A 23223-nucleotide genomic window follows, 5' to 3' on the forward strand; every position below is an offset into this window, starting at 1 on the left:
CGTGAAGGCGACCTTGCAGGAGGTGGCGACGGCACTGGCGGGTCTGACCGGGGAGCCGCACCCGCTGGCTTTGCCGGAGCAGGAAGAGTAGGAGCGATGGTGCGGGTGGGGGGGGTGATAGGCGACCCCCACCCGCACCAGGTGTTCTGAGGATGCGGCGGTCCGGGTGAAGTCCACGGGGACTGGATCACGGTGCCGCTCCGAACCACTCGACGGCTCGCCACTGGCCAGACACCAGCCTCGGGGTCCATGCCCGGATTCGCGGATGTCGGCGCGGGCGGTGAACTTGGCCGTCACAGCCCGGCGCATCACGTCGTCTTTGACCCGTTCCCAGTCGCGGCGCATCGGCCGGGACCGGTCGCGGCCCAGCTCGGCTACAGCGTGGCGCTCCCGTATGCCGGACACGCAGAAAGCTGAACAACACCGGCACCACCGCCCGCTACGTCAAGGCAACCTTGCAGGAAATCGCCACCGCACTGGCCGGACTGACCGGCGAGCCGCTCCCGCTAGCCCTCACTGACCGAATGGAGGAATAGGCAATAGGCGCTGCTGCGATGAGCATTTCTAGATTCATCGCAGCAGCACTGCGCCCCGGTTGCGAAAGTTGACCGCATCTCGAAGAAAGTAACGGGACGTCGAGGCCGTTCTTGGCTACTGGTCCGTCGGGATATCTAGCGGGCATGCGTGGTCAACCAAGGTCCGTGCGAGTGCGTAGGCGCTGTGCGCCTCGTCGGGGCTGGGAACGACGCCGCCATGGGCTGCGCGATTGCGTACCTTCGCGAGGCGATCGGCGACCCGGTTCTTCGAAACAGGAACAGCATCACCGAGAGAGATAGCCAGTGCCGTCAGTCCGGCAACGCCGTTGGCGTTGATGATCGCTGACTCGATGAACGATGTGCTGACGGCGCGGGCTTTCAGTTGGCGAGATATCGAGGTTGCGAGCGCTACTTCGGCGGCGGTCCCGGCGTCGATGACCGAGCGGCGGAAATCGTTCTCAAACAGCCCGGCTCGGGCCGACAGCAAGAGTTGGCGCTCTGGCGGTATGCCCTGGCCTGTCGACACCCGATCGAATATTTCAGCGACTTGGTGTCGCTTGAGCCCGACGATGCCGCCCAACGATAATGAATGCTGCACTCCACCGAACCCGCTTTGGACCGGGTGCAGGGTAGTGGCGATCCGCAGGGTAGTACCGCGTGACAGGACGTCGCCGGGGTCAGCGGACAGCTGTCCACCGAGGATCGCACCCCACTGCTGGACGGTGTGAAGCGACTCGAACAACGTGTCGGCAATTGCGGACAGTTCCGTAAGTTGATCCTGCACTGAACCGAAGTCTTGGAAGAAACGGATCCGTAGCGATCTGATGTTGTACAGGTCGTTCCTAGCGCGAAAGCCCCAAGACAGAGCAGGTTGACGGCCTCGTGGCTCTCGTAGCTCTTGCCCGAATTCATCGAGAGGCGCAGACATCTCGCCGTCGATGAACGACGGAAAGATCACCCACATCGGGCGCCTCTCGACGTGGATCGTGAATTGCGCACCGAGAACTTCGGGGTGCACGGCTAGTCGCCACGGAAGGAGGGCAATTCCGTCGTGGTATTGGATCACTGATATTCCCGCTCTAGTTGATGCTCAGAATTTGCGGAGACATGGGAACTCGATTTGCATCGCCTGTCCAGCTTGTTTCGTGGTCCGCCGGGCCAAAGCTGGTACGGATGGAGGCCGCTCGGCGCTTCCGCCGTGCGGTACGGTTCCGATGAATACATTACGCTGCAGTAACGTGCTGGATGGACTCGGCGATTAGTTGACGCACCGTGCCGTCGAGCAGCAGCGGATTGCCGCTGCGCGCCGCGTGGCTGAGCTGGATCTGTTTGTTGAAAACCTGTTCGTCGTCGAGGGCGTCGAGCCAGCCGGACACGGTAGCCGAATCTGGTGATTCGGGGTGCAGTGCCAGTGTGTCGGCGATACCGAGCCGAACTACTGCGGCTTGCATTCGTCGGCTCATCCGTTGCGCGGCGGGGACTGTTCCTGCCTCTGACAGCGCCGCGTAGGTGTCGTCGTATCCGATGCTCGTGTCGAGCTGAGGAGGTAGCGGTGTCACGTCGGTTCGACCCGCGATGAGGACGGGGAGTGCGATGGTGCGTGCCCAGGTCTCGATCTCACCCAGTTCTGTCATGGCCACGTGCCAGGTCCCAGTGTGTGGCCTTTGGATCGATATCTTGGGCCAAATGGAGAGGGGGATCCGCTGGTAGCGGGGACCTGTTGCCAGGACGTCTCCTGCTTGGAGAGGTTTGTCCGGCCCGGAGGCTAGGACAAGGTCAGATGCACGCCTGTCAGGGATGACAGCGCCGAGTAGGGTCGCGGCTACGGCGGGTGTGCGGTGTTTGGCGAGGTTGGTGTGTTCGGCCAGGACTCGCAGGGGGTGGTCGTCAGGGCGGGGATGCTGGTAGGGCTGCAGCCTTCGGATGCGCTCGAATAGCGGTGCGCCCACGTGTAGCGGCGTGATGGAGGCTCGGCGGCGGTCGTTCGCCCATGCGATCAAGTCAGCATCACGAGCACATGTAGGCATCTCGATCCGCCGGCCTTCGCCGGCGCTCAGCGGGCGGCCGAGTTGTTGTTCCACCTCGGCGAACAGGGTGTGCTCGATCGCGGCACGGAGCTGAGTGAGAGCGGCCGCTGCGTTCCGCGATACCGCGGATGGCAGCGGGGCGACAGCAGTGACAGTCACATGGGCAAGGTGGCCATCACCGATGTTGGTGAAGGTGAGCGGCCCAGGTGGTGAGGCGTACCCGAATAGGACCTCACCTATCTGGGCGATCAGTGCGTCGGCGTGTGCCACGGTGAAGGCAACGTGTTGCTGGTGAGAGGGGAGCCAGGAATAGTCACGCGCCATGATCCGAGAATAAAGACGGTAGACCAGCCCTGGAACCAGCGTCCGAGGTCCTGGCCTCGTAGACGACCGGGCAGGGCCACCGACCAGGGCGAGCTCACAACTCGATGGTTTGCGGTCGGGCTTCACTGTGGCCGTCGGGCGTGCAGACCGCTGATCCAATCTGACGCCGGTAGGTTCCCCCGGATTGAGGCATGGTCAGTTGCCGGGGGTGGTGGCTGCACATGGTGGTGCAGTTCGTCGTGTTCCTCAGCGCATACAGCAACCCTGGCAGCCGGACCGGTGAGTGGCCGGTGTCGGACTTCGGCGCCGTACGACCCGTACTCCTGGTGGTCGCGGTCATCTTGGCGGAGGTCTGCTGCATCGATAGGTGACAGATCAAGTCACGCGGACTGACGGTCCGGTGAGGTCATGATGGTTTCGTACTCGATAGGCGTCAACCGGGACAGCGATCGTTGGCGTCGGCGGTGGTGGTAGGTCCGTTCGATCCAGGTGACGATTGCCGTCCTCAACTGCTGCCGGCCCGGCCCGGCCCGGCTCGACGGTCGAGGACGTTGTTCTGCAGCAGGCCGAAGAAGGACTCCATGGCGGCGTTGTCGCCGGCGGCACCGACTCGGCCCATCGATCCGATCATGTGGTGCTGGTTCAGCGCGTGGACCGCCCGAGTGACGCCGCCGCCCGCACCGAACTTTCAGCGACCTCCATGTTGCAGATAGTAATGCCAAGGTTCGAGATCGATCCAGCGGAGATCGGCCTTGCTGCCTGTTCTCGAGGATCGGCGTCGTGCCGGATTGTCGGTCCCATGGGCTAGAGTCCGCTATCGATGGACGATGTGCGTAACGAGTCGACTCCGGAGAGTGTGCGACGCGGGCCTGAGCGCCTCGTCGACCTCCCGGTCGATCGGGGTAATCCGGCACCACAAGTGCGGGCGTATTTCCAGTTCCAGGATGACTGTGCGGCCTTGGTCCTGCTGGGGCATCTCGGCGATGCGGCACTCGAGGCGGTCGTTATTGAACGAGCCACGGATCTGATACTGGTGCCTACGGTCGGCGATCCCGAGTTGGTCTCGATCAAACACCGCGAATCCAACCGTAGCGGCACCGTGGCCTGGACCTGGGCGGCGTTGCAGAAGGACAACGTCCTGACCGACCTCCATGCGAAGTGGCTGATGTACGAGAAGAAGGCCACTCTGGCGTTTTGGTCTAGTGCCGGGTTCGCGGACGCGACATACGAACTGTGGAAAGTCTGCGCGCACCGCGACGAGCCCTCACCACAACTGTTGAGTCAGGTCAGCCGGTATCTGGGTGTGTCGCTGGCCGAGGCCCGCGACTTCCTCGCGGCGTTGCACCTGCCGGAACAGCCGTTGCCGCGGCGAAAGGAGATGGAGGACGTCGCGGTACGACGGACCGCTGATGTTCTGCGGCCGTTACGCAGTGATGCGGACCGAACTGCCGCGGCGTGTTTCGAGGCGCTTCGTGCTCGGATACGTGAGGCGAGCACGGATACGGCCGCCCGGAGTACCGAACGTGCTGCGCGGGCGGCGACGCTCGCGCGGGCAACGGCACGCCGCGACAGCCTGCGCATCCGTCACGAGTACATCAGCCGCGCCGAGGCGATCGATCTGCTTCTGCGGACCCATGATCGATTGTCGGCGCAACGGGTGGATTCGGGCAGTACCCGTTGGGAGGTGGATCCGCACTTCGTCGGCCGGGCTGCTGAATTGGCAGACCTTGAACGGGCGCTCAGGCCCGGCGATCCGCATGAAGTGGCACCCGTCCTGGTGTGCGGCATGGTCGGAGCTGGGAAGACCAGCCTGGCGGTTCAATTCGCTGCCCTGCACAATGACTCGCTGCGAGCGGTGGTCATCCCTGGTACGTCACGTAGTGCTGTACAACGCGCCGTAGCTCGTCTTCTGCACCCACCGGGGAATTCGGTGCCTGCCGGCGAGAACCCGGCTGTGGTGGGCTCCGTGGTCAATGCTGACTCGATCGACGAGGACCAGGACCAGCATCTACCGGTTGCCCTGCCGCGAAGCGCCGCTCTGCTGCTGGTGATCGATGGCGTGACAGACGCCTCCGCCATCGCCGGGCTGATCCCGCGCCGATCGCTGTGCCGGGTACTGATCACCAGCACCGTCCGGCAAATCGACCACGGATTTCACAGGATCGAACTGTCCACCTGGAGCCCGACCGAGTCATCACGCTTCATCCGGGCAATACTGCCGGATGCCACGCCGTCGGATGCGGCATCGATGGGAAGCTCTCTCGGGCATCATCCCCTCGCGGTGTCACAGGCTGTCAACTATTGCCTCGCATCCGGTCGTCCGATCAGCGGATTCCTGGCCCGGCTCAAACGGCAGCCGGACATCGCCCTGCAGCGCGGCAAGGTGGCTGGCCATCCCGCCGGCCTGGTATCCGCTATCGAGCTTCACCTGCGTCTGCTGCGGCAGAACGATGAGGTCGGACACGACCTGCTCATGTTGCTGGCGCACCTGGGCCCCGAGCCGATCCGGGAGGAACTGCTTCAGCGAGTCGGCGCCTACGTGCTGGTGGCAACGCCCTACCTGCAAGACGTCAAGGTGTCGCGATGGGCGCGACTGAAAGCCAAAACGACCGGACGCCCGCTGGCGGATCGCTTCATCGTTGCCGAGATCTCGAAACACGTGCAGCGAATCTCGGCCGAGCTGGCTGACGATGCTGCACGTGAAACAGCGGTCGACAACCTGGTGGAACGCACCCTGGTACGTCGCGCCGGTACCAATCTGACAGTGCATCCTCTGATCGCCACCGTCGTGCGTCAGAGTGACAGCGAGCCGCTGACCTGGATCGAACTCGGGCTGGGCCTGTTTTTGGACCAGATGCTGTTGGACGAGCCCGACGATCTGACGGCAGCCCTCGACGAGGATATGGATCATGTTGTCGCGCTAGTGTTGCTCGCCCTGCAACACGGGCACTCCGGGCCGGCGGTGATCGTCGCGAGTATCGCCGTCTGCCGGTATCTGGCCAACCGCAGCGGCATCCCGCCTCTCGACACCGTTGAGGCGGCTGCCGAGTTCGCAATGAACACGCTCGCCATGACGGATGGTCTTGAGGAGCGGAACCTGGCGCCGATGTGGATGGTGGTGCGATACCGGAAGGCGGCCGCCGCCTTGCTGCAGCGTGCCGGTCGGATCGACACCGCGATCGAACAGCTCCAACGAACAAAAGAGATCATTTCGGCAAGTCCCGCCCTCCCAATTGATGCCCGCAAACTGACTCTCGGTGTGCTGCTTGACCTCGGTGCCATCGTCGTGAGTACACCGCGCCGCGAACTCGCACCGGACATCCTGGCGGCACTGGACGAAGCCCTCACCGAAGAACTCGACATGGGCCCGGACATGTGGGCATCGGCCGGTCACATCCGCGCCTCGCTGCTGCGCCTGCTCGGACGCACCCAAGAAGCCACATCAACCAACGCGGCTGCCCTCGATGCCGCCATCGCTGACGGGAACGTTTCGCCCCGGTTGATCGCCGACCTGCACGACAGTGCAGCAACCCTGGCCCGTGACATGCGAGACCCTGTTGCCCGCCTGCATCACGAGATGGCGGTTCTGGACTACTACCGCACCATGCCCGGTAAACGCGTCAGCCTTCGCATGATGCATGCCCTCCACTCCAGCGCCGATGCCACACTGGAAGTCGGTCAGCTCGAAGCCACCATCGAGCTGCTGACCGAGTTCGAGGAACTCGCGCGAACGGTATTCGGTGTCGACAGCACTCAGTACGCCAAACATTTGGCCATCCGCGGCCGGCTCAACCTGCACCGCGACCATTTCGAGGATGCGCTGTCCGACCTTGAAGCGGCGGCAGCGGCGTTACGCGCAGCGGGTGAACCCGAGCAAGGATTTCTGCCTGCCGTCCTGGTCCATATCGGGCACGTCGCAACCTGGCTAGGGCTCCCCGACCGCGCTTCGACAGCGTTCGCCGAGGCAATAGACATCGATACCCACGTCTACGGCCCTGACCATCCCGAAACCCGCGCAGACATCGAGATCCGAGACCATGCGGCAATATCATTCGCAGCGCACCGAGGGATGATCGAAACGAATCGGTTTCGTTTCAGGGCGACGCCCTCGGTGCCCGCAGGCCAGTACGAAGTCATGAGCGGCCGCCTCGAGATCGGCCGGGATCTCACCGGAGCCGTCCGCACCTGGCGGCTGCATCAGCCAGGTATCGGCCTCCTCAACGGCGTCATCCACGGACCGGGCCGCAGCGGGCGCAGCACGTTGCTGCGGTTCCTCCTCAGTGTTGCCGCACGCAGCCGCCGGTTCAGGATCATCCCGACGGGACACGCCTGGTCGTCGCGGGACCGAAGAACCTGGGGCCGCCATTTAGAAGCCACCGAAGGCCCTGCGGCGGTCGAGCACCGGCTCCGACGAATTCATGACGAACTCGTCGCCCTCAATGACGAAGAACTCTTCACGGAGCCCTCCGCCGATACCCCGGCTACCCTCATCGGAATCGATGACGCCGACAGCCTCCTGCATGCGGCACCCGGCCTGGTGGCGATCCTCGAACGAATTGCCGTCGAAGGGCCCGCCGCCGGTATCACCGTTATTCTGATCACCACCGACACCACGCTGAACAGCTTCGGCGGCAGCACCGTCCTTCGGGACGCGGTCCTCGAGGGCAATCAGGTCGACCATCATCCCGACTACCGGCCCCGGAGGCGGTGAACGGGATGCAGTACGCCGTTAGAGTCGCTCGTAGCCGGGAACGTCTTGAAGTCGACCCGTGAAGGTGGCGTGCCGGCTTGGAGCGCCTCCCGCCGGTGGGTCAAATGTCGCGGTCGGGAGCTGGTGCGGTGTGGCCGTGTTTGTAGAAGCGGCTTCTCTCCACGGCCGGGGCGATCTGATGCTGGAACGCTTGGCGTGCGGCCATCAGGTCGAAGGAGGATTGGCCGGACGCGAGCGTCAAGGCCGTGGTTAACGGCAGGTGGAGTAGCACTCCTTGCCATGCCAAATAGACGCTGATCGACTGGATCTCGAAGCGATCGTCGACATCACACAGTACGTAGCCCAAGAGCTGATCCACAAAGGCACCGATCGAGGGACTCGGATCCAGGTACGCCTTCACGTCCACCAAGACGCCTCCGACAACAAGATCACCGATAGCGAACGCGTCATCAAAGACCGGGCGGACGACACGCGGGCTGCCCAACGCCACCAGAGCGGCGTGGCCGCGCGTGACATAGGCGTGCCACAGCGTCTTCAGCGCCTCTTCGATCTCCGGGGTGTACATCTGATCGCCGAACATGGTCAGCCACAGTTGGTACGACTGACGCCACTGCTCCGGGTCCGGGGTCCTCACCCGCCGCAGAATGCCGGCGTACTGAGAAAGAGTCCACGAATCGCGAAGGAGCCTGGGATCGGGTTCTGCCGGTGCCCAGGGCGTCGGCCGATGCCACGCCTCGAGGCTGGTGCTTCCGGTCGGGCTCTCGGCGTTGGGCCGGAGGCCGGCACCGCGGAGGATTCGTGCCGCCTCTTCCTGGGGAACCAGGTCGAAGACGTCGGCGTACGGCACCGTGTCAGCCATGCTGAGGCCGATACTCCACTCGATCGCACCACCGACCGCGGCGCGAGAACTGCTTGCGAGTCCGGTGGCAACAGGAGCTAAACGCTCAACCTCGCAACCCCAGATAGCGGAGATGGCGTCTCTGGCAGGGAAGAGGTCGCGCAATAACCGAGCGGCGGCCGACTCCGGATCGGCCAGCTCCGCGGTAAGGGTCATGTGGCTCCTCACCCAGCGGTAGGCATCAATTAATAGCAGGTTCTCGCGGGTAGCCGCGCGGCTGCTGAAAGTACGGCCGATGGACTTGGACGTACAGCAGTGCCTGGTGATGCTGCGGGAGAAAGGCAACACGTTCCGCCGCCAGCCGGTCTCACCGACGCTGACGACCTTCCTGCTGCACCACCTCCACCAGCGCGGGGCACTACCGGACGAGCAGCTGCTGCGCTATCTGACCGGTGGTCCGGTGGGGCCGGCGCCGCTCCGACGGGCTGTTCGTGCGGATCGGCCGGACTCTGCCGTGGGTGACCGCCCAGGGCATGTCCGCGCACTGGCTGCGCCACACCACCCCCACCTGGGTCGAACGCACCCCCGTTACCCCACGGCGCGACCTGGCAGCATTCTTTCGACGAGTACGGCGTGGATGCCGTAACCACCCGCCATCAGCATCGGCAACCTCGCCTGCCTCGGCGGGGCGGACGGCAAGCGTGTGATGTGCTCCCGGTCACCGTCGGCGTTGGGTGGAGGCGAGGCGGCCGTCGGCTTTTGCGTTGTTGTGGATGATGCGGAGACTGTTCGTGGCGCCGTCTTCACCGGTCACTTGCCAGAAGTCGAGGCCGTCGCATTTGTCGAGTCCGGAGACCGCTCTGCCCGCTTCGTCCACGCTGACGAATGCGTCGCCGGTGGGTAGCCAGATGATCCCGTCGCCGTCGATCGTGGCGCGATAGTTGCTGGCGCGAGCGAAGATCGGTACTCCGTCCGGGAGGATGCCGTGTTTCATCATGCGCGCGATCGCGGTTCGGGCGTTCGGTGTGGGGCGACGGCGTGGCGGTGGCGCAGGTTCGTTCTGGCGTGCCGGTTCTGCCAGTTCAGGAGGCTCGAACGTGGGGAAGCCGAGTCGTTGCGGCTTCCAGATGATCTGGCACAGCCGTCGGTACAGTTCGGTCCGGCTGGCCACGACCGTTTGCATCTTAGGATCAGTGCCGAAGTCGTGGAAGTGCTCGCCCAGGTCGTTGTCTTTGTTGTCTTTGTCGTTGACGAAGTCTCGGATGAACGTGTTGTTGCGGCGGTGGCCTGGGTCGAGAACGGCCGTGAGGTTGTTCTGTCTTCCATACCGCTGGATCTTCTCGTGGAAGCGCATGTCGTTGAGGCTGGCGTTGTCCTTGCGGTGCAGCAGCACGAGGGATCCGATCCTGGCCCGCAGGACCAGGAAGTCGCCGCGTTCAGGGATTTCGTGGTTGTACCAGTCGGGATGATTTGGCCAGAGATGTTCGACCTGCCAGGCGCGATCCTCGTTGAGGTACTCGGCGCTCAGGTCATGTTTGCCGCAGCCGACTTCGACGTAGGCGGTGAGGCGGGTGAGCAGGTATCGAACCTGGGCCTTGTTGTTGCCTCGTAGCTGGAAGTTGTAGATCGCCTGGAAACTCTCCGGAGGGAGTGCGGCGGCCAAGGTCTCGGCAACCTGCGGCTCGGTTTCGCACATCCGCAGTTGCGGGATGAGGACGCGGTATTCGGCCTCGAAGTCCCGGGCGCCGAGCGGCTGGTCGCTGAGCATGCGAGAGACGTAGAGGCGGTCCAGGTAGTTGGCGACCAGGCGAGCCTTGCTCTTGGCGTCGGTTGCGGTGTCTCTCGGTCGCACTGCTGCAAGGACGAGCTGCAGCTGGTTGGTCAGGCCGTTCACCGCGTTGTAGTAGACGGCCTCCAGATTGTCGCTCAGGTAGGGCTTCGACAGTGCTTTCTTGAAGCGGACGTAGTGCTCGGAGAGATAGATGAGGTCGTTGACGAAGGTGAAGTAGTCTTCGCTGGTCTTGAGGCCGACGCGGGCTTCCGCCTTCTTGCGCACCCAGATGTTGAGTGCCTCTTCGATTTCGCGCATGTCAGCGCTGCTTTCGTCGCCCATCGAGGCGTAGTGGGCGATCAGCGCTGCTTTCAAGAACTCCTTGGGCGCGTTGGCGTCCTCCCGGTCGGTCGTCACCCGTGCAAGCATCTTGCGCCAGCGCTCGTTGAGTTCGTCCTGGTGCGCGCCGACTTGGGAGATGAGGAAGCTCTTGACGAGGTCGGCTGAGGTGAGACGGGCGCCGCGGTCGTTCATCGACTCGAAAATCTTGAAGCCGCTGGCCTTGTTGCCGGCTTTGATGCCGATGAGCACAGCGTGGTTCAGTAGCCAGTCGACGAATGGGGCGCACGATTCGGCAGTGAGTTGCTGGTCGAGTAGTTCCTTGATCAGGCCGCTGCGGAAGGACATGTTTCGGACTGAGATCGGCGCGCCGACGTCGAGTTCGAAGCGGACGCCGTTGTAGAGGCGGGTGAGGAACTCACGGCGTTCGTCGATGTCGATGCGGAACCGGAGCCGGTTGCCGTTGAACTCGCCGATGACTCTGTTCAACTTGTCTACCGTGGTGGGCTGCCGGTAGGAGTCTGCGATGCGGCGCAGATGCATGAAGAGCAGGTGAAGGGTGGTGAAGCGTTGCTGGCCGTCGACGAGAAACCGGACGCCGCGGGATTCCTCGACGTAGACGAACGGCCCAAGGAAGAAGTGTTCAGGCTCGGTGCGTTGCCATCGCCGTCGACCGTCCTGCCAGTGTTCGTCGAACGCGGTGAAGAGGTCGGTGACCAGTGTCCGGACGTCGTCGGCGGACCACGCGTACTCGCGTTGGTAGTAGTCGATCTGGTAGAAGGGTTTCTCGAACAGTGCGTTCAGGTTGAAGGCTTTACCGGAGATCGAACTGCCCATGAGACCCCCAAGATCGGCTTACTCTGTCTCGCAGTGCGGCGGAGATGCGTCACCCGAAGTGACGAAATGACTACACTCTAGGCAGTTTCTGAACGTCAGAGAAGAGTCCGGAACGACGGCCGCTGCCGCCCTCCAAAGACGGTTCCCCAGCCGTACACCTCTTCGCTGCGGTAGGCGGCATCTACCAGCGCGCCGTTCGGCCGTCAGTAGTCCGGGTCCGCGGTCGCCCACCTGTAGGCGCGGCACACCGACTCCACAGACTGCGCCACCACCGGTTTCTCCACGAGAGCGGCCCTGCGGAAAGTCGCTCACGCCCTCGCCGCCCTGACGGTGACCCGCCGCACCCGCTCGCGATGCCCGACCCATGACCGTGCTCCGCGCCGCCGTTCATTGGAACCCGGCACCGGCGTCCACGGTGCGCGGCGTCCGGTGCCGGAGACGCCCGACGGGGTGAACTCGGCTCACCTTTCACGGTGAATGCCCACGCCGGAGGTGGGCAGAGGCCTTCGAGCCGCAGTTGCCTGGAAGCAGGAACCGGATGGTGTGAGGTGGACGGTGGGCAACGAGGGGCAGATGCCGAACACGCTGCAACAGTGGCGCGACGCCCGCGTGCTGCCCCGGCAACGCGGCCAGCGCGAACGAGAGCCGTCCGGGTTGCTGAGGTTCGCGTTCTACGGCCGTTTCTCCACCGTGCGGCATCAGCACCTCGAGACGTCACACCGCTGGCAACGGGACTGCGCTGTCGGCGTGATCGACGGCCACGGCGTCATCGTCAGCGAGTACCTCGATGTCGGGGTGAGCCGCCGCCGGTCCTGGTTCAACCGGCCGCGAGCCGCGGCCCTGCTCGCCGCCGCATCGTCCGGTGACGCCGGCTTCGATGCCGTGGTGGTAGGTGAGTATGAGCGAGCCTTCTGGGGCCGGCAGGCTTTCCACATCGTTGCCCTGCTCAACGAGCACCGCATCGGGTTGTGGCTTCCGGAGACTCTGGGCCCGGTTGACCTGGCCGATCCGGTACACCGGACGGTGATCATCGAGATCGGCGCCCGGTCCGCGCGTGAGATCGCCCGCGACCGGCACCGCGCGCTGGAAGCGATGCGCGTCCAGGCCCAGCACCAGGGCCGTTACCTCGGCGGGCGGCCGCCGTACGGTTACCGGCTCGCCGACGCCGGTCCGCATCCGAACCCCGACCACGCCCGCTGGGGTCGGCAGCAGCAACACCTGGAACCGGATCCGGTAACCGCGCCGAACGTGCAGTGGATCTTCTCCCAGCGGCTCGCCGGCCGGTCCATGACCGGCATCACCCGCGCCCTCAACGACCGCGCCATCCCGTCGCCGTCAGCCCACGACCGTGCCCGCAACGCCCACCGCACCGGTACGACGTGGAACGTCACCACGGTCGCGGCGATCCTCGCCAACCCCCGCTACACCGGCCGGCAGGTGTGGAATCGCCAACCCCGCCACTACCGCGACGACACCAACCCCGGAAGCACTACGTTGCAGCGCCGGAGGGTGTCTCGCAACGATTGGGTGATCTCCGACCAACCCGCCCACCAGGGGCTGGTCAGCGAACCCGACTTCGTCGCTGCCCAAACGATCAGCGCCCTTCCCGGCCCTGTCGACGGGAACCGTCGCTGCTACCAGTTGGTCGGTGTCGTGCGTTGCGGGTTGTGCGATCGCCGGATGGAGTCTCACTGGGCACATAGCCGCCCCGGCTATCGATGCCGTCACGGCCGGATCAGCGGCACATCCTCAACGGGCCGACCAACCACCCTCTACTGGCGGGAGGACCGGCTGCTGCAACAGATCGGCCATGCTCTGCGCGTCGCCGGATGGGGTGATGACGGCGTTGAAGTGTCCGTCGCTGACTGCCTGCGATGTCACCACCTGACGGTGATGTGTGAGAGAAGCGCCGTTTGCCTCCGCGCGGAGTGACTCTGGGTTTCAGGAGTGGGAGCCGCAGTCACTCTTGCAGGGGACCGGGTGCGATGAAAACACGCCGCGGCCGAGCGCCTCGCCGTTCCGCGAAACTGGTTGGTCGTACGCTGATCCGGCAGGCCAGGGGTGAGGTCTGTCGCCCTGCAGAGCGCTGTCCCGGAACAGTGACTTCGGCGACAAGGGTTGGAGCCCGATCCCCTTCAACGACCGTACTGACGAAGGCCACAAGGCTGTCGCGTCCGCACCCTGGCGGCCGCGGTCCGGGACGCGGCTCAGCTGGAGATGCTCATGCCTCATACCTCCGACCGGCGGCGCCGTGCGCAACGCTGCAACATCACCGGGGAGCCGGCTCGCCTCGCCGTGACCGGTCTGCCCACACGCAACGAGACGATTGCCATGAGCCCGGGTCAGAAGGCCTTGCAAAGTGCGCTGATGCGCGTTTTCGCCAATCAAGGCCAGCACGCCTGGGATCCGCTGCGTGGCCGCCGTCTTGCGGGGCTTTTCGACTACTACGGCACCTGGATCTCTCCCCAGCCCGACCGGGTGGTCATGGCGGCGACCGTAGCCCACCGGCTGTGTGGCTACCTGCTGCCGTACACCGATCCGGATGAGCAGCACCCGCGCTGCGCCGGAATTCCCGGGCTTCGGCTCCGTGCCTACACCACCTACGGCTACGAACTGGTGCACCTTCCCACCAATACACCGGTCGAGATCCACGACGATCAGAGCCGCTGTTCGCCCCGTTTCCGCGAGGAGGTTCTCCGCACCGAACGCCGGATGCATCGAGGCGAAGAAGAGCGCACCTTCCGACCGGTCTGGCGTGAGCCGGCACTTACCGGACTCGAGCAGCGGTGGGCATCGGTCTGGCAGCTCCAACCCCACACTGAGATCACCAGCGCCCTGTTCTGCATCCAGCCGGTGTTCCTGCATGATCCCGCAGGCCCCACCCACAGTGCGGGGAACTGGGCCAGGCACCTTCAGCTGGCATGTTCACCGGCCCCGGACACACCGTCGGTGCTCACCTGGTGTGACGGACTACAGCCCGGCCGAATCGCGGAATACCTGGAGACGCTCGCGCTCATAAGTCCGGGCATCGCGCGTATCGACGCGGCAGGGCCGAACTATGCCACCTTGACTCTGGGGAGGGCGTCGATTGAGATGCACCGACGTCATCTCTGCACGCAGTGCCATCTGGACAAAGCGTTCACGCCGACGCGGCCGGATCCTGCCGCTGCTTGAACGGTGACCCGGCTGGCGGCCGGAAGTATCCGGCCGCCAGCCGGGCGCCGATTCGCTATCGATGGATAAGGGACGATTGCTCTCCAGTATCGCCGTGCGGGCGGCGAGCGATTGGTCACGGCCCGCCATGATGTCTGACCATGAACAGCTATCCCGAAGACACCGATCGGCGGCAGGGCATCACCAAGGTCGTCGAGATGGGGATCGCAGCGGTGCCGGGCGTCGGCGGACCCCTGCAGATCGCCTTCCAGGAAGCTGCCGGCCGGCGTTTGGCTGATCGGCGGGCCCAGTGGTTGAACGACTTAGCTCAGAAAGCTCATCGTCTCGAGAGCCGCATCGGCGACTTCGAGCACCTCCTCGACCAGGACACGTTCATGGATGCGGTGACGACGGCGTCGCAGATCGCCGACAGGACGTCGCGGGCAGCGAAGTTGGAGTTGCTGCGCAATGCCGTTGTGAACTCCGTTCTGCCCGATGCGCCGCACGACGATACTCAGCAGCTGTTCTTCGACATGCTGGACCGGTTCACACCAACCCACGTACGGCTGCTCACGCTGCTGTCGGACCCGCCCGGATGGTTCGCACGGCACGACATCAGTAGGCCGAACGTGACGATGGGCGGCAAGTCCGTGATCATTGAAGCGGGGATGCCAGAACTCGCGAGCCGTAAGGACCTCATCGATCGGTATGCGGCAGCGTTGAGCAGCTCTGGCCTGATCGCGCAGTCGCTGAGTGGCGTGATGTCCGCAGCCGGGCTTTGGGCGGCAGCGACGACACCGCTGGCCAGCGAATTCTTGGCATTCATCTCGGATCCGGAGACGGACGAGGCGGGCTGACAAGTAGCTGGAGCCGCGGGGCCAATCATCGAACTGTTCAGGAAGCTCCGCGTATAGCGGCGAACCGTCACATGGCGTATCCCCGTGGTCTCCGCGGTGCTGATCGGCTGGGCCGTGATCAGCACCAGGGCCCGCTGCCTCGCCCGCGGCCGACCTGCCGCTCCCGGGAGCCGCCGGACACTCGGTACGCCCGATAACAGTCCTCTCAAGCACTCATTCAGATGAAACCAAGACCTGACAGCAGCCAATCGGCCATGCGGCTGATGCTGTGAGCGGCCACCGGATTGTCGGGTTCGTTGAGGTGGCCGTGGTGGGCACCGACTTCGCGGATCATGAGGACGTCGACGCCTGCGGCGGCGAGTTCGGCGCCGTACTGCTGTCCAGAGGCTCGCAGCGGGTCTATGTCGGAGTTGAGGATCATCGTGGGTGGCAGGCCGGTGAGGTCGTGGCCGCCGGGGAAGGCGTAGGGCTCGCCCAGGCCGGCGGGGTCTCGCACGTAGTTGAGGTTCATCCGGTGGATGGCGTCGGCGCCCACCAGATCGGGGTCCGGCAGGGTCGTCACCTTGGCGTGCAGCTCGGCGGACATCGGAGGGAGCTCGCTGTGCAGCACCGGATAGACGAGCAGTACGGCGCTGGGTAGCGGCAAGCCGTTGTCGCGGAGCCGGAGGGTGGCGCCGGCGGCCAGGTTGCCGCCGGCGCTGGCTCCGCCGATGGCCCAGCCCGGTACGCGGATGTCTGAGGCTGCTGCCCAGGAGAAAGCCGCGGTGAGTTCCTCGGAGGCGACCGGGTAGTGGAAGCGCTCGCCGGGCTGGGCCGGTGCCTGTTCGCCGGTCGTCCAGTCCATGATCGGCGCGAGCCGGTAGTCCACCGTGACGACCGCGATGCTGCGTTCGGCGAGTTGCCGGGCGACCCAGTCGCTTTCGGGCATGTCGAGGTCGCCGCCGAAGAAGGCGCCGCCGTGCGCCCAGACCAGACCGGCGCGGGCGTCGCCGTCAGTGGTGTGGACGCGAATAGGAATCGTGCCGTACGGGCCGTCGATCCGGCGGTTCTTGATCGTGATGCTCATAGGGCTGCGGTGGTGCGCCGCACGACCAGGGTCGGTGACAGTTTGACCTGGGCGGTGCGGCGGTCCCGCTGGCCGATGCGGTCGATCAGCAGGCGGGCGGCGTTGGCGCCCATCTGCCGGCCGTCCTGGTCGACGCTGGTCAGGGAGATCGGGCCGAACGCGGCGAGGGCGCTGTTGTCGTAGCCGGCCACGGAGATGTCGCCGGGCACCGACAAGCCCGCTTCGGCGATCGCCTCCAGCGCTCCGAGGGCGACGACGTCGGCGCCGGCGAAGATGGCGGTGGGCCGCACCAGGCGGTCGAGCAGTTGTTGGGCGCCCAGGTATCCGCCGTCCTGGGTGTATGTGGTCGACGCGATGTCTATCTCGGCTTCGAGGCCGTGGGCGATCATCGCTTCCCTGTAGCCGTGGGCGCGTTGCGCGTTGGGCATCTCGGCGAGGCGTACCCGGTCGGTCTCGTGGTGCTCGATGTGTGCGATGCGGCGGTGGCCGAGCTCGACGAGGTGGTCGACGACCAGGGCAGCACCGGCGAGGTCGTCGTCGGTGACGCTGTCGTAGGCCGGCGAGGTGCCGTGCCGGCCGACGACCACGGTCGGCACGCTGCGGGCGACCTCATTTAGGCGGCTCTTGGCCGACACCGGGGCGATCAGGACCAGACCGTCCATGCTGCGGTCGATCATCGCGTCGATGACCCGGGCCTCGGCCTTCTCGCCGTTGCAGCCGGGCGCGAGCAGCACCTGGTAATCACTGTCGCCGAGCTGGGCGGTGATGCCGTCGAGGATGTCGGCGAAGAACAGGTTGCGCAACTCCGGCAGCATCACGCCGATCGTGTAGGTCTGCCCGCGCAGGCCGCGGGCGGCGGCGGACGGGCGGTAACCGAGCTCGGCGATGGCCTGCTGCACTTTGGTGCGCATGGCCGGGCTGGCGCCGTACGCGTTGCGCAGAACCTTGGACACGGCGGTGGTGGACACCTGGGCGTGGCGCGCGACGTCGACGATGGTGACGCGACGGGTCGCGGGCTTGTCCACCTGGTCTCCTTGGGGTGAGTGAAGATTGCTCGGGGTCCAGCAAAAGCGTACTGATCAGCGTGGCGGCCCGGTCGTGCCCCGTACGACGGCGGTGGGAGAGAGTTTCACCTGAGCTGCCGGGCGGGTGTGATCGGTGATGCGCTCGAGCAGCAGCCGCGCCGCCGTACTGCCGATCCGGTGACCGGCCTGGTCCACGCTCGTCAGCGAGATCGCCCGGAACCCGGCCAGGGTGATGTTGTCGTAGCCGGCGACGGAGACGTCGCCGGGCACGGACAGGCCGGCCTCGGTGAGCGCGTCGAGGACGCCCAGGGCGACCACGTCGGCGCCCGCGAAGATCGCGGTGGGCGGGTTCTTCCGGTCGAGCAGGATCCGGGCGCCGTGGTATCCGCCGTCGCGGGTGTACGTGGTGGAGGCGATGTCGATGTGCTCGCCGAGGCCGTGCTGGTGCATGGCGTGGCGGTAGCCGTCGGCGCGCAGGGCGTTGGGCATTTCGGCGAGCCGGATCCGGTCGGTTTCGTGGTGCTCGATGTGGGCGATGCGGTGGTGCCCGAGGCCGGCGAGGTGCGCCACCATCAGCCCGGCGCCGGTGAAGTCGTCGTCGTTGACGGTGTCGAAGCGAGGGGAGTGGCTGTGCCGGCCGATGACCACGGTCGGCACGGTCCGGGCGAGGCGGTCGAGGTGGGCGGGCGGCGAGACGGGGGCGATGAGGATGAGGCCGTCCATGCTGCGGTCGATCATCGCTTCGGTGACCCGGGCCTCGCTGGTCGCGTCGTTGCAGCCGGAGGTCATGAACAGCTGATATTCGGTGTCGTCGAGGTGTTCGCCGACGCCGTCGAGGATGTCGGCGAAGAACGGGTTCCGCACGTCGGGCAGCATCACGCCGAGGGTCCAGGTGCGTCCGCGCAGGGCCCGGGCGGCGGCTGAGGGCCGGTAGCCGAGCTCGTCGACGGCCGCGCGGACCCGGCTGCGCATGTGCGGGCTCGTGCCGTACGCGTCGCGCAGCACTTTCGACACCGCGGTGGTCGACACTCCCGCCTGCCGCGCCACGTCCACGATCGTCACCCTTCGGGCGGTCGCGGGCTGTTGATGCATGCACTCTCCCTGCTTAGTGAAACGTTACCCACCATAGAGATCATCGTGGCCATGCGGAAGCTGAAGCTCTGCGAACGGGTCCCGCCAGCGAGTGCTCAGATTCGTGGTCGCGAACCTCTTGACGCTGTTCGGCACGCGCTCGTAAGGTCGGCGAAACATTTGGAAAACGTTACCCACATCACTCCGGCGCCGTGGTGGCCGCCCCGATGCGGCGTCGGTGCCGCGGCCGTCCACCTGATCATGAAACGATTCAGCAAGGTGGGTTCTCCGTGACAACCGAACTGCAAAAACGACTCCCGGAACGGACCGCGGTCGCGACCCGGTCCCGCCGGGGACGTGCCGCGCCACCCTGGTGGTTCACCGTCCCGGCGCTGCTGCTGTTCACCTTCGTCGTGCTCGTCCCGAGCGCCCGCGGCGTCTACTACGCCTTCACCGACTGGGACGGCCTCGACCCGGACCTCGCGTTCATCGGGCTGGACAACTTCACTGCCATCGCCGACGACCCGGACGCTCTGCAGGCCATCTGGCACACCCTGCTGGTCGCGGTGGCGATCACCGTCCTGCAGAACGGCTTCGGCCTGCTGCTCGCCCTCGGCGTCAACACCATGATCAAGAGCCGCAACTTCCTGCGGGCGCTGCTGTTCGCCCCGGCTGTCATCGCTCAGATCGTCACCGCCTACCTGTGGCGCAACCTGCTCAGCCCGGATGGCGCGGTGAACAGTCTGCTCAGCGCGGTGGGTCTGGACTCCTGGCGGCAGAACTGGCTCGGCGACCCCGACCTCGCCCTGTGGATGATCGTGCTCGTCGTGGTCTGGCAGTACGCCGGCTACTCCATGGTCATCTTCATCGCCGGCCTGCAATCGATCCCCAAGGAGATCTACGAAGCGGCCGCCATCGACGGCAGCGGCCCGATCCGCCGCTTCTGGTCGGTGATCCGCCCACTGCTGGCGCCGGCCCTCACCATCAACCTGATGCTGTCGATCATCGGCGGGATCAAGCTGTTCGACCAGGTCTACGCGCTCACCGGCGGCGGGCCCGGGCACGCCACCGACACCATCTCCACGCTCATCTACAAGGACGCGTTCACCCTCGGCGAGTTCGGCTACAGCATCGCCCTCGCCGTCGTGCTGACCGCCATCGTCGCGATCATCTCCGCAGGCCAGTACGCCGTCCTGAACCGCAACGAGAAGGCCGCGTCATGAACCGCTACACCCGGCGTACCCTCGCGCTCGAAATGCTCATGATCGCGGTAGCGATCGTCTTCGCCTTCCCGGTCTACGTCCTGGTCAACCTCGCGATCCGGGCACCGTCCGACACCTCGTCACCGATCAGCCCCACCACCGCACCCACCCTCGCCAACTTCACCCAGGCCTGGCAGGAAGGCGGTCTCGGCGGCGCCCTGATCAACAGCGTCATCGTCACCGCGGTCAGCGTCCTGATCGTGCTCGCCGTGTCGTCGCTGGCCGCCTACCCCCTCGCACGCTCCACCGCGCACTGGTCCCGCGGCACCTTCCTGGTGATCATGCTCGGCCTGATCCTGCCGTTCCAGCTCGCCGCGCTGCCGCTCTACCAGACCATCCGCGACCTCGGCCTGCTCGGCTCTGTCTGGTCGCTGATCCTCTTCTACTCCGGGTTGCAGGTCCCGTTCACCACGTTCCTCGACGTCGGCTTCCTACGGGCGCTGCCCCGCGACTTCGAAGAGGCCGCCACCATCGACGGCTGCGGGCCGCTGACCGCGTTCCGCTACGTCGTGCTGCCGATGCTCAAGCCGATCACGGTGACTGCACTGGTGCTCAACACGGTCAGCGTGTGGAACGACTTCTTCACCCCACTGCTCTACCTGTCCGGCAGCGACCAGCAGACCATGCCCGTCGCGGTCGCCGGCTTCGTCGGCCAGTTCGTCTCCGACTGGAACCTCATCTTCGCCGCCCTGCTGATCAGCATCGTCCCGGTCCTCGCGGTCTACCTGGCCCTGCAGCGCAGCATCATCAACGGATTCGCGGGAGGGCTGAAGGGATGATCCCCTACGGCTTGCAGACAGAACAGCGCATCGAACCCCTCGGCCTCGGCGAACCGCAACCGCGGCTGTCGTGGAAGCTGCGCAGCGACCGGCGTGGCGCGGCACAGAGCGCCTACCGCATCACCGCCACCGCCGACGGCGAGACGGTCTGGGACACCGGGCGGCGGCAATCCGCCGACACCATCCTCATTCCCTGGGAAGGCGCGGGGTTGCGCTCGGCGACCCGCTATCACTGGCGCGTCGAGATCTGGGACGAGACGGGTACGGCGGGGAGCACCGCCGAGACATGGTTCGAGACCGGCCTGCTGCACCGCGAGGACTGGCCCGCGGTGTGGATCGGCCGGGACCCGGTGGCCCTGCCGCCCGTCGACCCGCCGACCGACGAGGACCTGCTCGCGCCCGGCCCCGAGGAGGCGCCGCTGTACCTGCGGCACGAGTTCCAGCTGCCGGAACGCCCGGTGCGCGCCCGGCTGTACGCCACCGCCCACGGCGTCTACGAACCGGAGCTCAACGGCGCCCGCGTCGGCGACCGGGAACTCGCGCCTGGCTGGACCGAGTACCACCACCGGATCCAGTACCAGACCTACGACGTCACCGAGCAGGTGCGAGCCGGCGACAACACCCTCGCGGCGGTCGTCGCCGACGGCTGGTGGAGCGGCTACGTCGGGTTCGATCCACGCCGCCCGGCCCGCCACTACGGCGACGCACCCGGATTCCTCGCCCAACTGGTGGTGGACCTCCCGGACGGATCCCAGCAGACCATCGCCACCGGCAGCGACTGGACCGAGAGCGACGGCCCGATCCGGGCCGCCGACCTGATGATGGGCCAGTACGTCGACGCCCGCCGCGCCGTGTCCGGCAACCGGCCGGTCGCTGTGCTCGACACCGCGGTCGGACCGCTGGTCGCTGAGCCGGACGAGCCGATCCGGGTTGTCACCGAGCTGCCGGCCGTCGCGGTGGACCGGCGGGCGCCGGACCGGTTCGTCATCGACTTTGGGCAGAACTTGGTCGGCCGGGTGCGGCTGACGTTGCCGGGAATGCCCGGCGGCCGGCGGATCACCGTCCGGCATGCCGAGGTGCTGGAGGACGGTGAGCTCTACGTCGCGAACCTGCGCCGGGCCGCCGCCACCGATACCTACCTCACCGCCGGCGGCGACACCGAGGTCTTCGAACCGCGGTTCACCTTCCACGGCTTCCGGTACGCCGAGGTCACCGGCTGCACCGAGGCACCCGGCGCGGTGGCCCGGGTGCTGCACAGCGACACTCCCTGGACCGGCCGGTTCGAGTGCGACGACCCGATGGTCAACCAGCTGCACGCCAACATCGGCTGGGGGCAGCGCGGCAACTTCGTCGCCGTACCCACCGACTGCCCGCAACGCGACGAACGACTCGGCTGGCTCGCCGACGCGCAAGTGTTCGCGCCGACCGCCACCCGCAACGCCGACGTGTCCGCGTTCTTCGCACGGTGGCTGCGCGACGTCGTCGACGGCCAGAACGACGACGGCGCGTTCCGCGACGTCGCCCCGATCATCGCGTTCGAGCGGGAGGGCGCCCCGGCCTGGGGCGACGGCGGCGTCATCATCCCGTGGCTGCTCTGGAAGACCTACGGCGACCGGCGCGTCCTCGAGCGCAGCTTCGACGCGATGGCCCGGTGGGTCGAGCACATCCACCGGCACAACCCCGGCCTGCTCTGGGAGAACCGCACCGGCAACTCCTACGGCGACTGGCTGCAGGTCGACGCCGAGACGCCGCGCGACGTCCTCGCCACCGCCTACTTCGCGCGCAGCACACAGATCGTGGCCCAGGCCGCCGAGGTGCTGGGCCGCCCGGCTGCTGGGTACCGGTCGTTGCACGCCGCAGTCACGGAGGCGTTCCAGGACGCGTTCGTCGGTGACGACGGCAGCGTCAAGGGCAGCACCCAGACCGGGTATCTGCTGGCGCTCGCGTTCGGCCTGCTTCCGGACACCATGGTCGACGCGGCCGTCGGTCACCTGGCCGCCGACATCGAGCGCCGCGGAAACCGGTTGACCACCGGCTTCGTCGGGGTGTCGTTGCTGTGCCCGGTGCTGTCCGAGCACGGCCGCGCCGATCTGGCCTACGCGTTGCTGCACCAGGAGGAATACCCGTCCTGGGGCTACTCGATCCGGCACGGCGCCACCACGATCTGGGAGCGTTGGGACGGCTGGACCGACCACGGCGGCTTCCAGTCCGCGGCGATGAACTCGTTCAACCACTACAGCCTCGGCAGCGTCGGCGACTGGCTCTACGGCCGGGTCGCCGGCATCGACCAAACCCCCGACTCGGTCGCCTACGCCGAGCTGCTGCTGCGCCCCACCCCGGGCGGGCTCCTCACCTGGGCCAGCGCCGAACAGGAGACCGCCCGCGGCCTGGTGGCCTGCGGCTGGTCCCGCGACGACGACCGGCTCACCGTGACTGTCACGGTGCCGCCGGGCTGCACCGCCGTACTGCAGATCCCGACCGCCGACCCCGGCAGCGTGCGCGAGAACGACCTGCCCGCCACCGAAACAGCCGGGGTCATCCAGGCCGAACCGTCCGCCGCAGGTCTCACCCTGCGGCTGACGTCCGGCCGCTACACCTTCACCGCTTCCACCACCCCCGTCTGATCC

At 66.2% G+C, this 23223-nt stretch carries 14 protein-coding genes and 1 pseudogene; 7 read left to right on the plus strand and 8 right to left on the minus strand.

Annotated elements, in window-relative coordinates:
• Positions 1-651: 651 nt before the first annotated feature.
• The 3 genes and pseudogenes from CLV67_RS46075 to CLV67_RS46080 all read right to left on the minus strand — a co-directional run.
• The gene (locus CLV67_RS46075) at positions 652-1602 is read right to left on the minus strand and encodes a hypothetical protein (protein ID WP_106330317.1); all 951 of its coding nucleotides are present in this window, start codon (positions 1600-1602) and stop codon (positions 652-654) included.
• A gap of 157 nt (positions 1603-1759) precedes the next feature.
• Positions 1760-2887, minus strand: coding sequence for a hypothetical protein (locus CLV67_RS51495; RefSeq protein WP_146169572.1), 1128 nt, complete (start codon positions 2885-2887; stop codon positions 1760-1762).
• A 380-nt stretch (positions 2888-3267) separates the two neighbouring features.
• Positions 3268-3536 (minus strand): annotated as a pseudogene (locus CLV67_RS46080) (integrase core domain-containing protein); the annotation flags it as partial.
• 171 nt (positions 3537-3707) lie between these two features.
• On the opposite strand from CLV67_RS46080, the gene CLV67_RS46085 reads away from it, so the two are divergent.
• The gene (locus tag CLV67_RS46085; protein ID WP_146169573.1) at positions 3708-7598 is read left to right on the plus strand and encodes an ATP-binding protein; all 3891 of its coding nucleotides are present in this window, start codon (positions 3708-3710) and stop codon (positions 7596-7598) included.
• Between the two features lie 100 nt (positions 7599-7698).
• On the opposite strand, the gene CLV67_RS46090 is transcribed toward CLV67_RS46085, so the two are convergent.
• Entirely contained in the window at positions 7699-8652 is a 954-nt protein-coding gene (locus tag CLV67_RS46090; protein WP_146169574.1) for a hypothetical protein, read from the minus strand.
• 502 nt (positions 8653-9154) lie between these two features.
• On the minus strand, positions 9155-11383 hold the full coding sequence (locus CLV67_RS46095; RefSeq protein WP_106330320.1) for a DUF262 domain-containing protein: 2229 nt from the start codon (positions 11381-11383) through the stop codon (positions 9155-9157).
• A 573-nt stretch (positions 11384-11956) separates the two neighbouring features.
• Between CLV67_RS46095 and CLV67_RS46100 the strand changes: the two genes are divergently transcribed.
• From CLV67_RS46100 to CLV67_RS46110, 3 genes are all read left to right on the plus strand, one after another.
• Positions 11957-13315 carry a recombinase family protein gene (locus CLV67_RS46100; RefSeq protein WP_170154253.1) on the plus strand — a complete coding sequence of 453 codons (1359 nt, stop codon included), beginning with the start codon at positions 11957-11959 and terminating at the stop codon, positions 13313-13315.
• Positions 13316-13606: 291 nt separating this feature from the next.
• Complete coding sequence (locus CLV67_RS46105; protein WP_106330322.1) at positions 13607-14557, plus strand: hypothetical protein; 951 nt, start codon at positions 13607-13609, stop codon at positions 14555-14557.
• A gap of 140 nt (positions 14558-14697) precedes the next feature.
• Positions 14698-15393: a hypothetical protein gene (locus tag CLV67_RS46110; protein ID WP_106330323.1), complete on the plus strand. Its 696-nt coding sequence runs from the start codon at positions 14698-14700 to the stop codon at positions 15391-15393.
• Between the two features lie 217 nt (positions 15394-15610).
• Here CLV67_RS46110 and CLV67_RS46115 read toward each other — a convergent pair whose 3' ends face one another.
• The 3 genes from CLV67_RS46115 to CLV67_RS46125 are packed head-to-tail and all read right to left on the minus strand — an operon-like array spanning position 15611 to position 18576.
• Positions 15611-16459: an alpha/beta hydrolase fold domain-containing protein gene (locus tag CLV67_RS46115; RefSeq protein WP_106330324.1), complete on the minus strand. Its 849-nt coding sequence runs from the start codon at positions 16457-16459 to the stop codon at positions 15611-15613.
• On the minus strand, positions 16456-17484 hold the full coding sequence (locus CLV67_RS46120; RefSeq protein WP_106330325.1) for a LacI family DNA-binding transcriptional regulator: 1029 nt from the start codon (positions 17482-17484) through the stop codon (positions 16456-16458). The genes CLV67_RS46115 and CLV67_RS46120 overlap by 4 nt, the downstream gene beginning before the upstream one ends.
• A 54-nt stretch (positions 17485-17538) precedes the next feature.
• Complete coding sequence (locus CLV67_RS46125; protein ID WP_106330326.1) at positions 17539-18576, minus strand: LacI family DNA-binding transcriptional regulator; 1038 nt, start codon at positions 18574-18576, stop codon at positions 17539-17541.
• A 269-nt stretch (positions 18577-18845) separates the two neighbouring features.
• Here CLV67_RS46125 and CLV67_RS46130 point away from each other — a divergent pair, with 269 nt between their 5' ends.
• Genes CLV67_RS46130 through CLV67_RS46140 form a run of 3 tightly spaced genes read left to right on the plus strand, consistent with a single transcriptional unit; the run spans position 18846 to position 23220 of the window.
• Positions 18846-19778, plus strand: a complete 933-nt coding sequence (locus tag CLV67_RS46130) for a carbohydrate ABC transporter permease (RefSeq protein WP_239166888.1) — start codon at positions 18846-18848, stop codon at positions 19776-19778.
• Complete coding sequence (locus CLV67_RS46135; protein WP_106330327.1) at positions 19775-20596, plus strand: carbohydrate ABC transporter permease; 822 nt, start codon at positions 19775-19777, stop codon at positions 20594-20596. The genes CLV67_RS46130 and CLV67_RS46135 overlap by 4 nt, the downstream gene beginning before the upstream one ends.
• Positions 20593-23220 (plus strand): alpha-L-rhamnosidase, encoded by a 2628-nt coding sequence (locus CLV67_RS46140; protein ID WP_106330328.1) that lies wholly within the window; start codon positions 20593-20595, stop codon positions 23218-23220. The genes CLV67_RS46135 and CLV67_RS46140 overlap by 4 nt, the downstream gene beginning before the upstream one ends.
• The last annotated feature ends 3 nt before the right edge of the window (positions 23221-23223 follow it).

This window comes from Actinoplanes italicus, from assembly GCF_003001815.1.
GTDB classification, from domain to species: domain Bacteria; phylum Actinomycetota; class Actinomycetes; order Mycobacteriales; family Micromonosporaceae; genus Actinoplanes; species Actinoplanes italicus.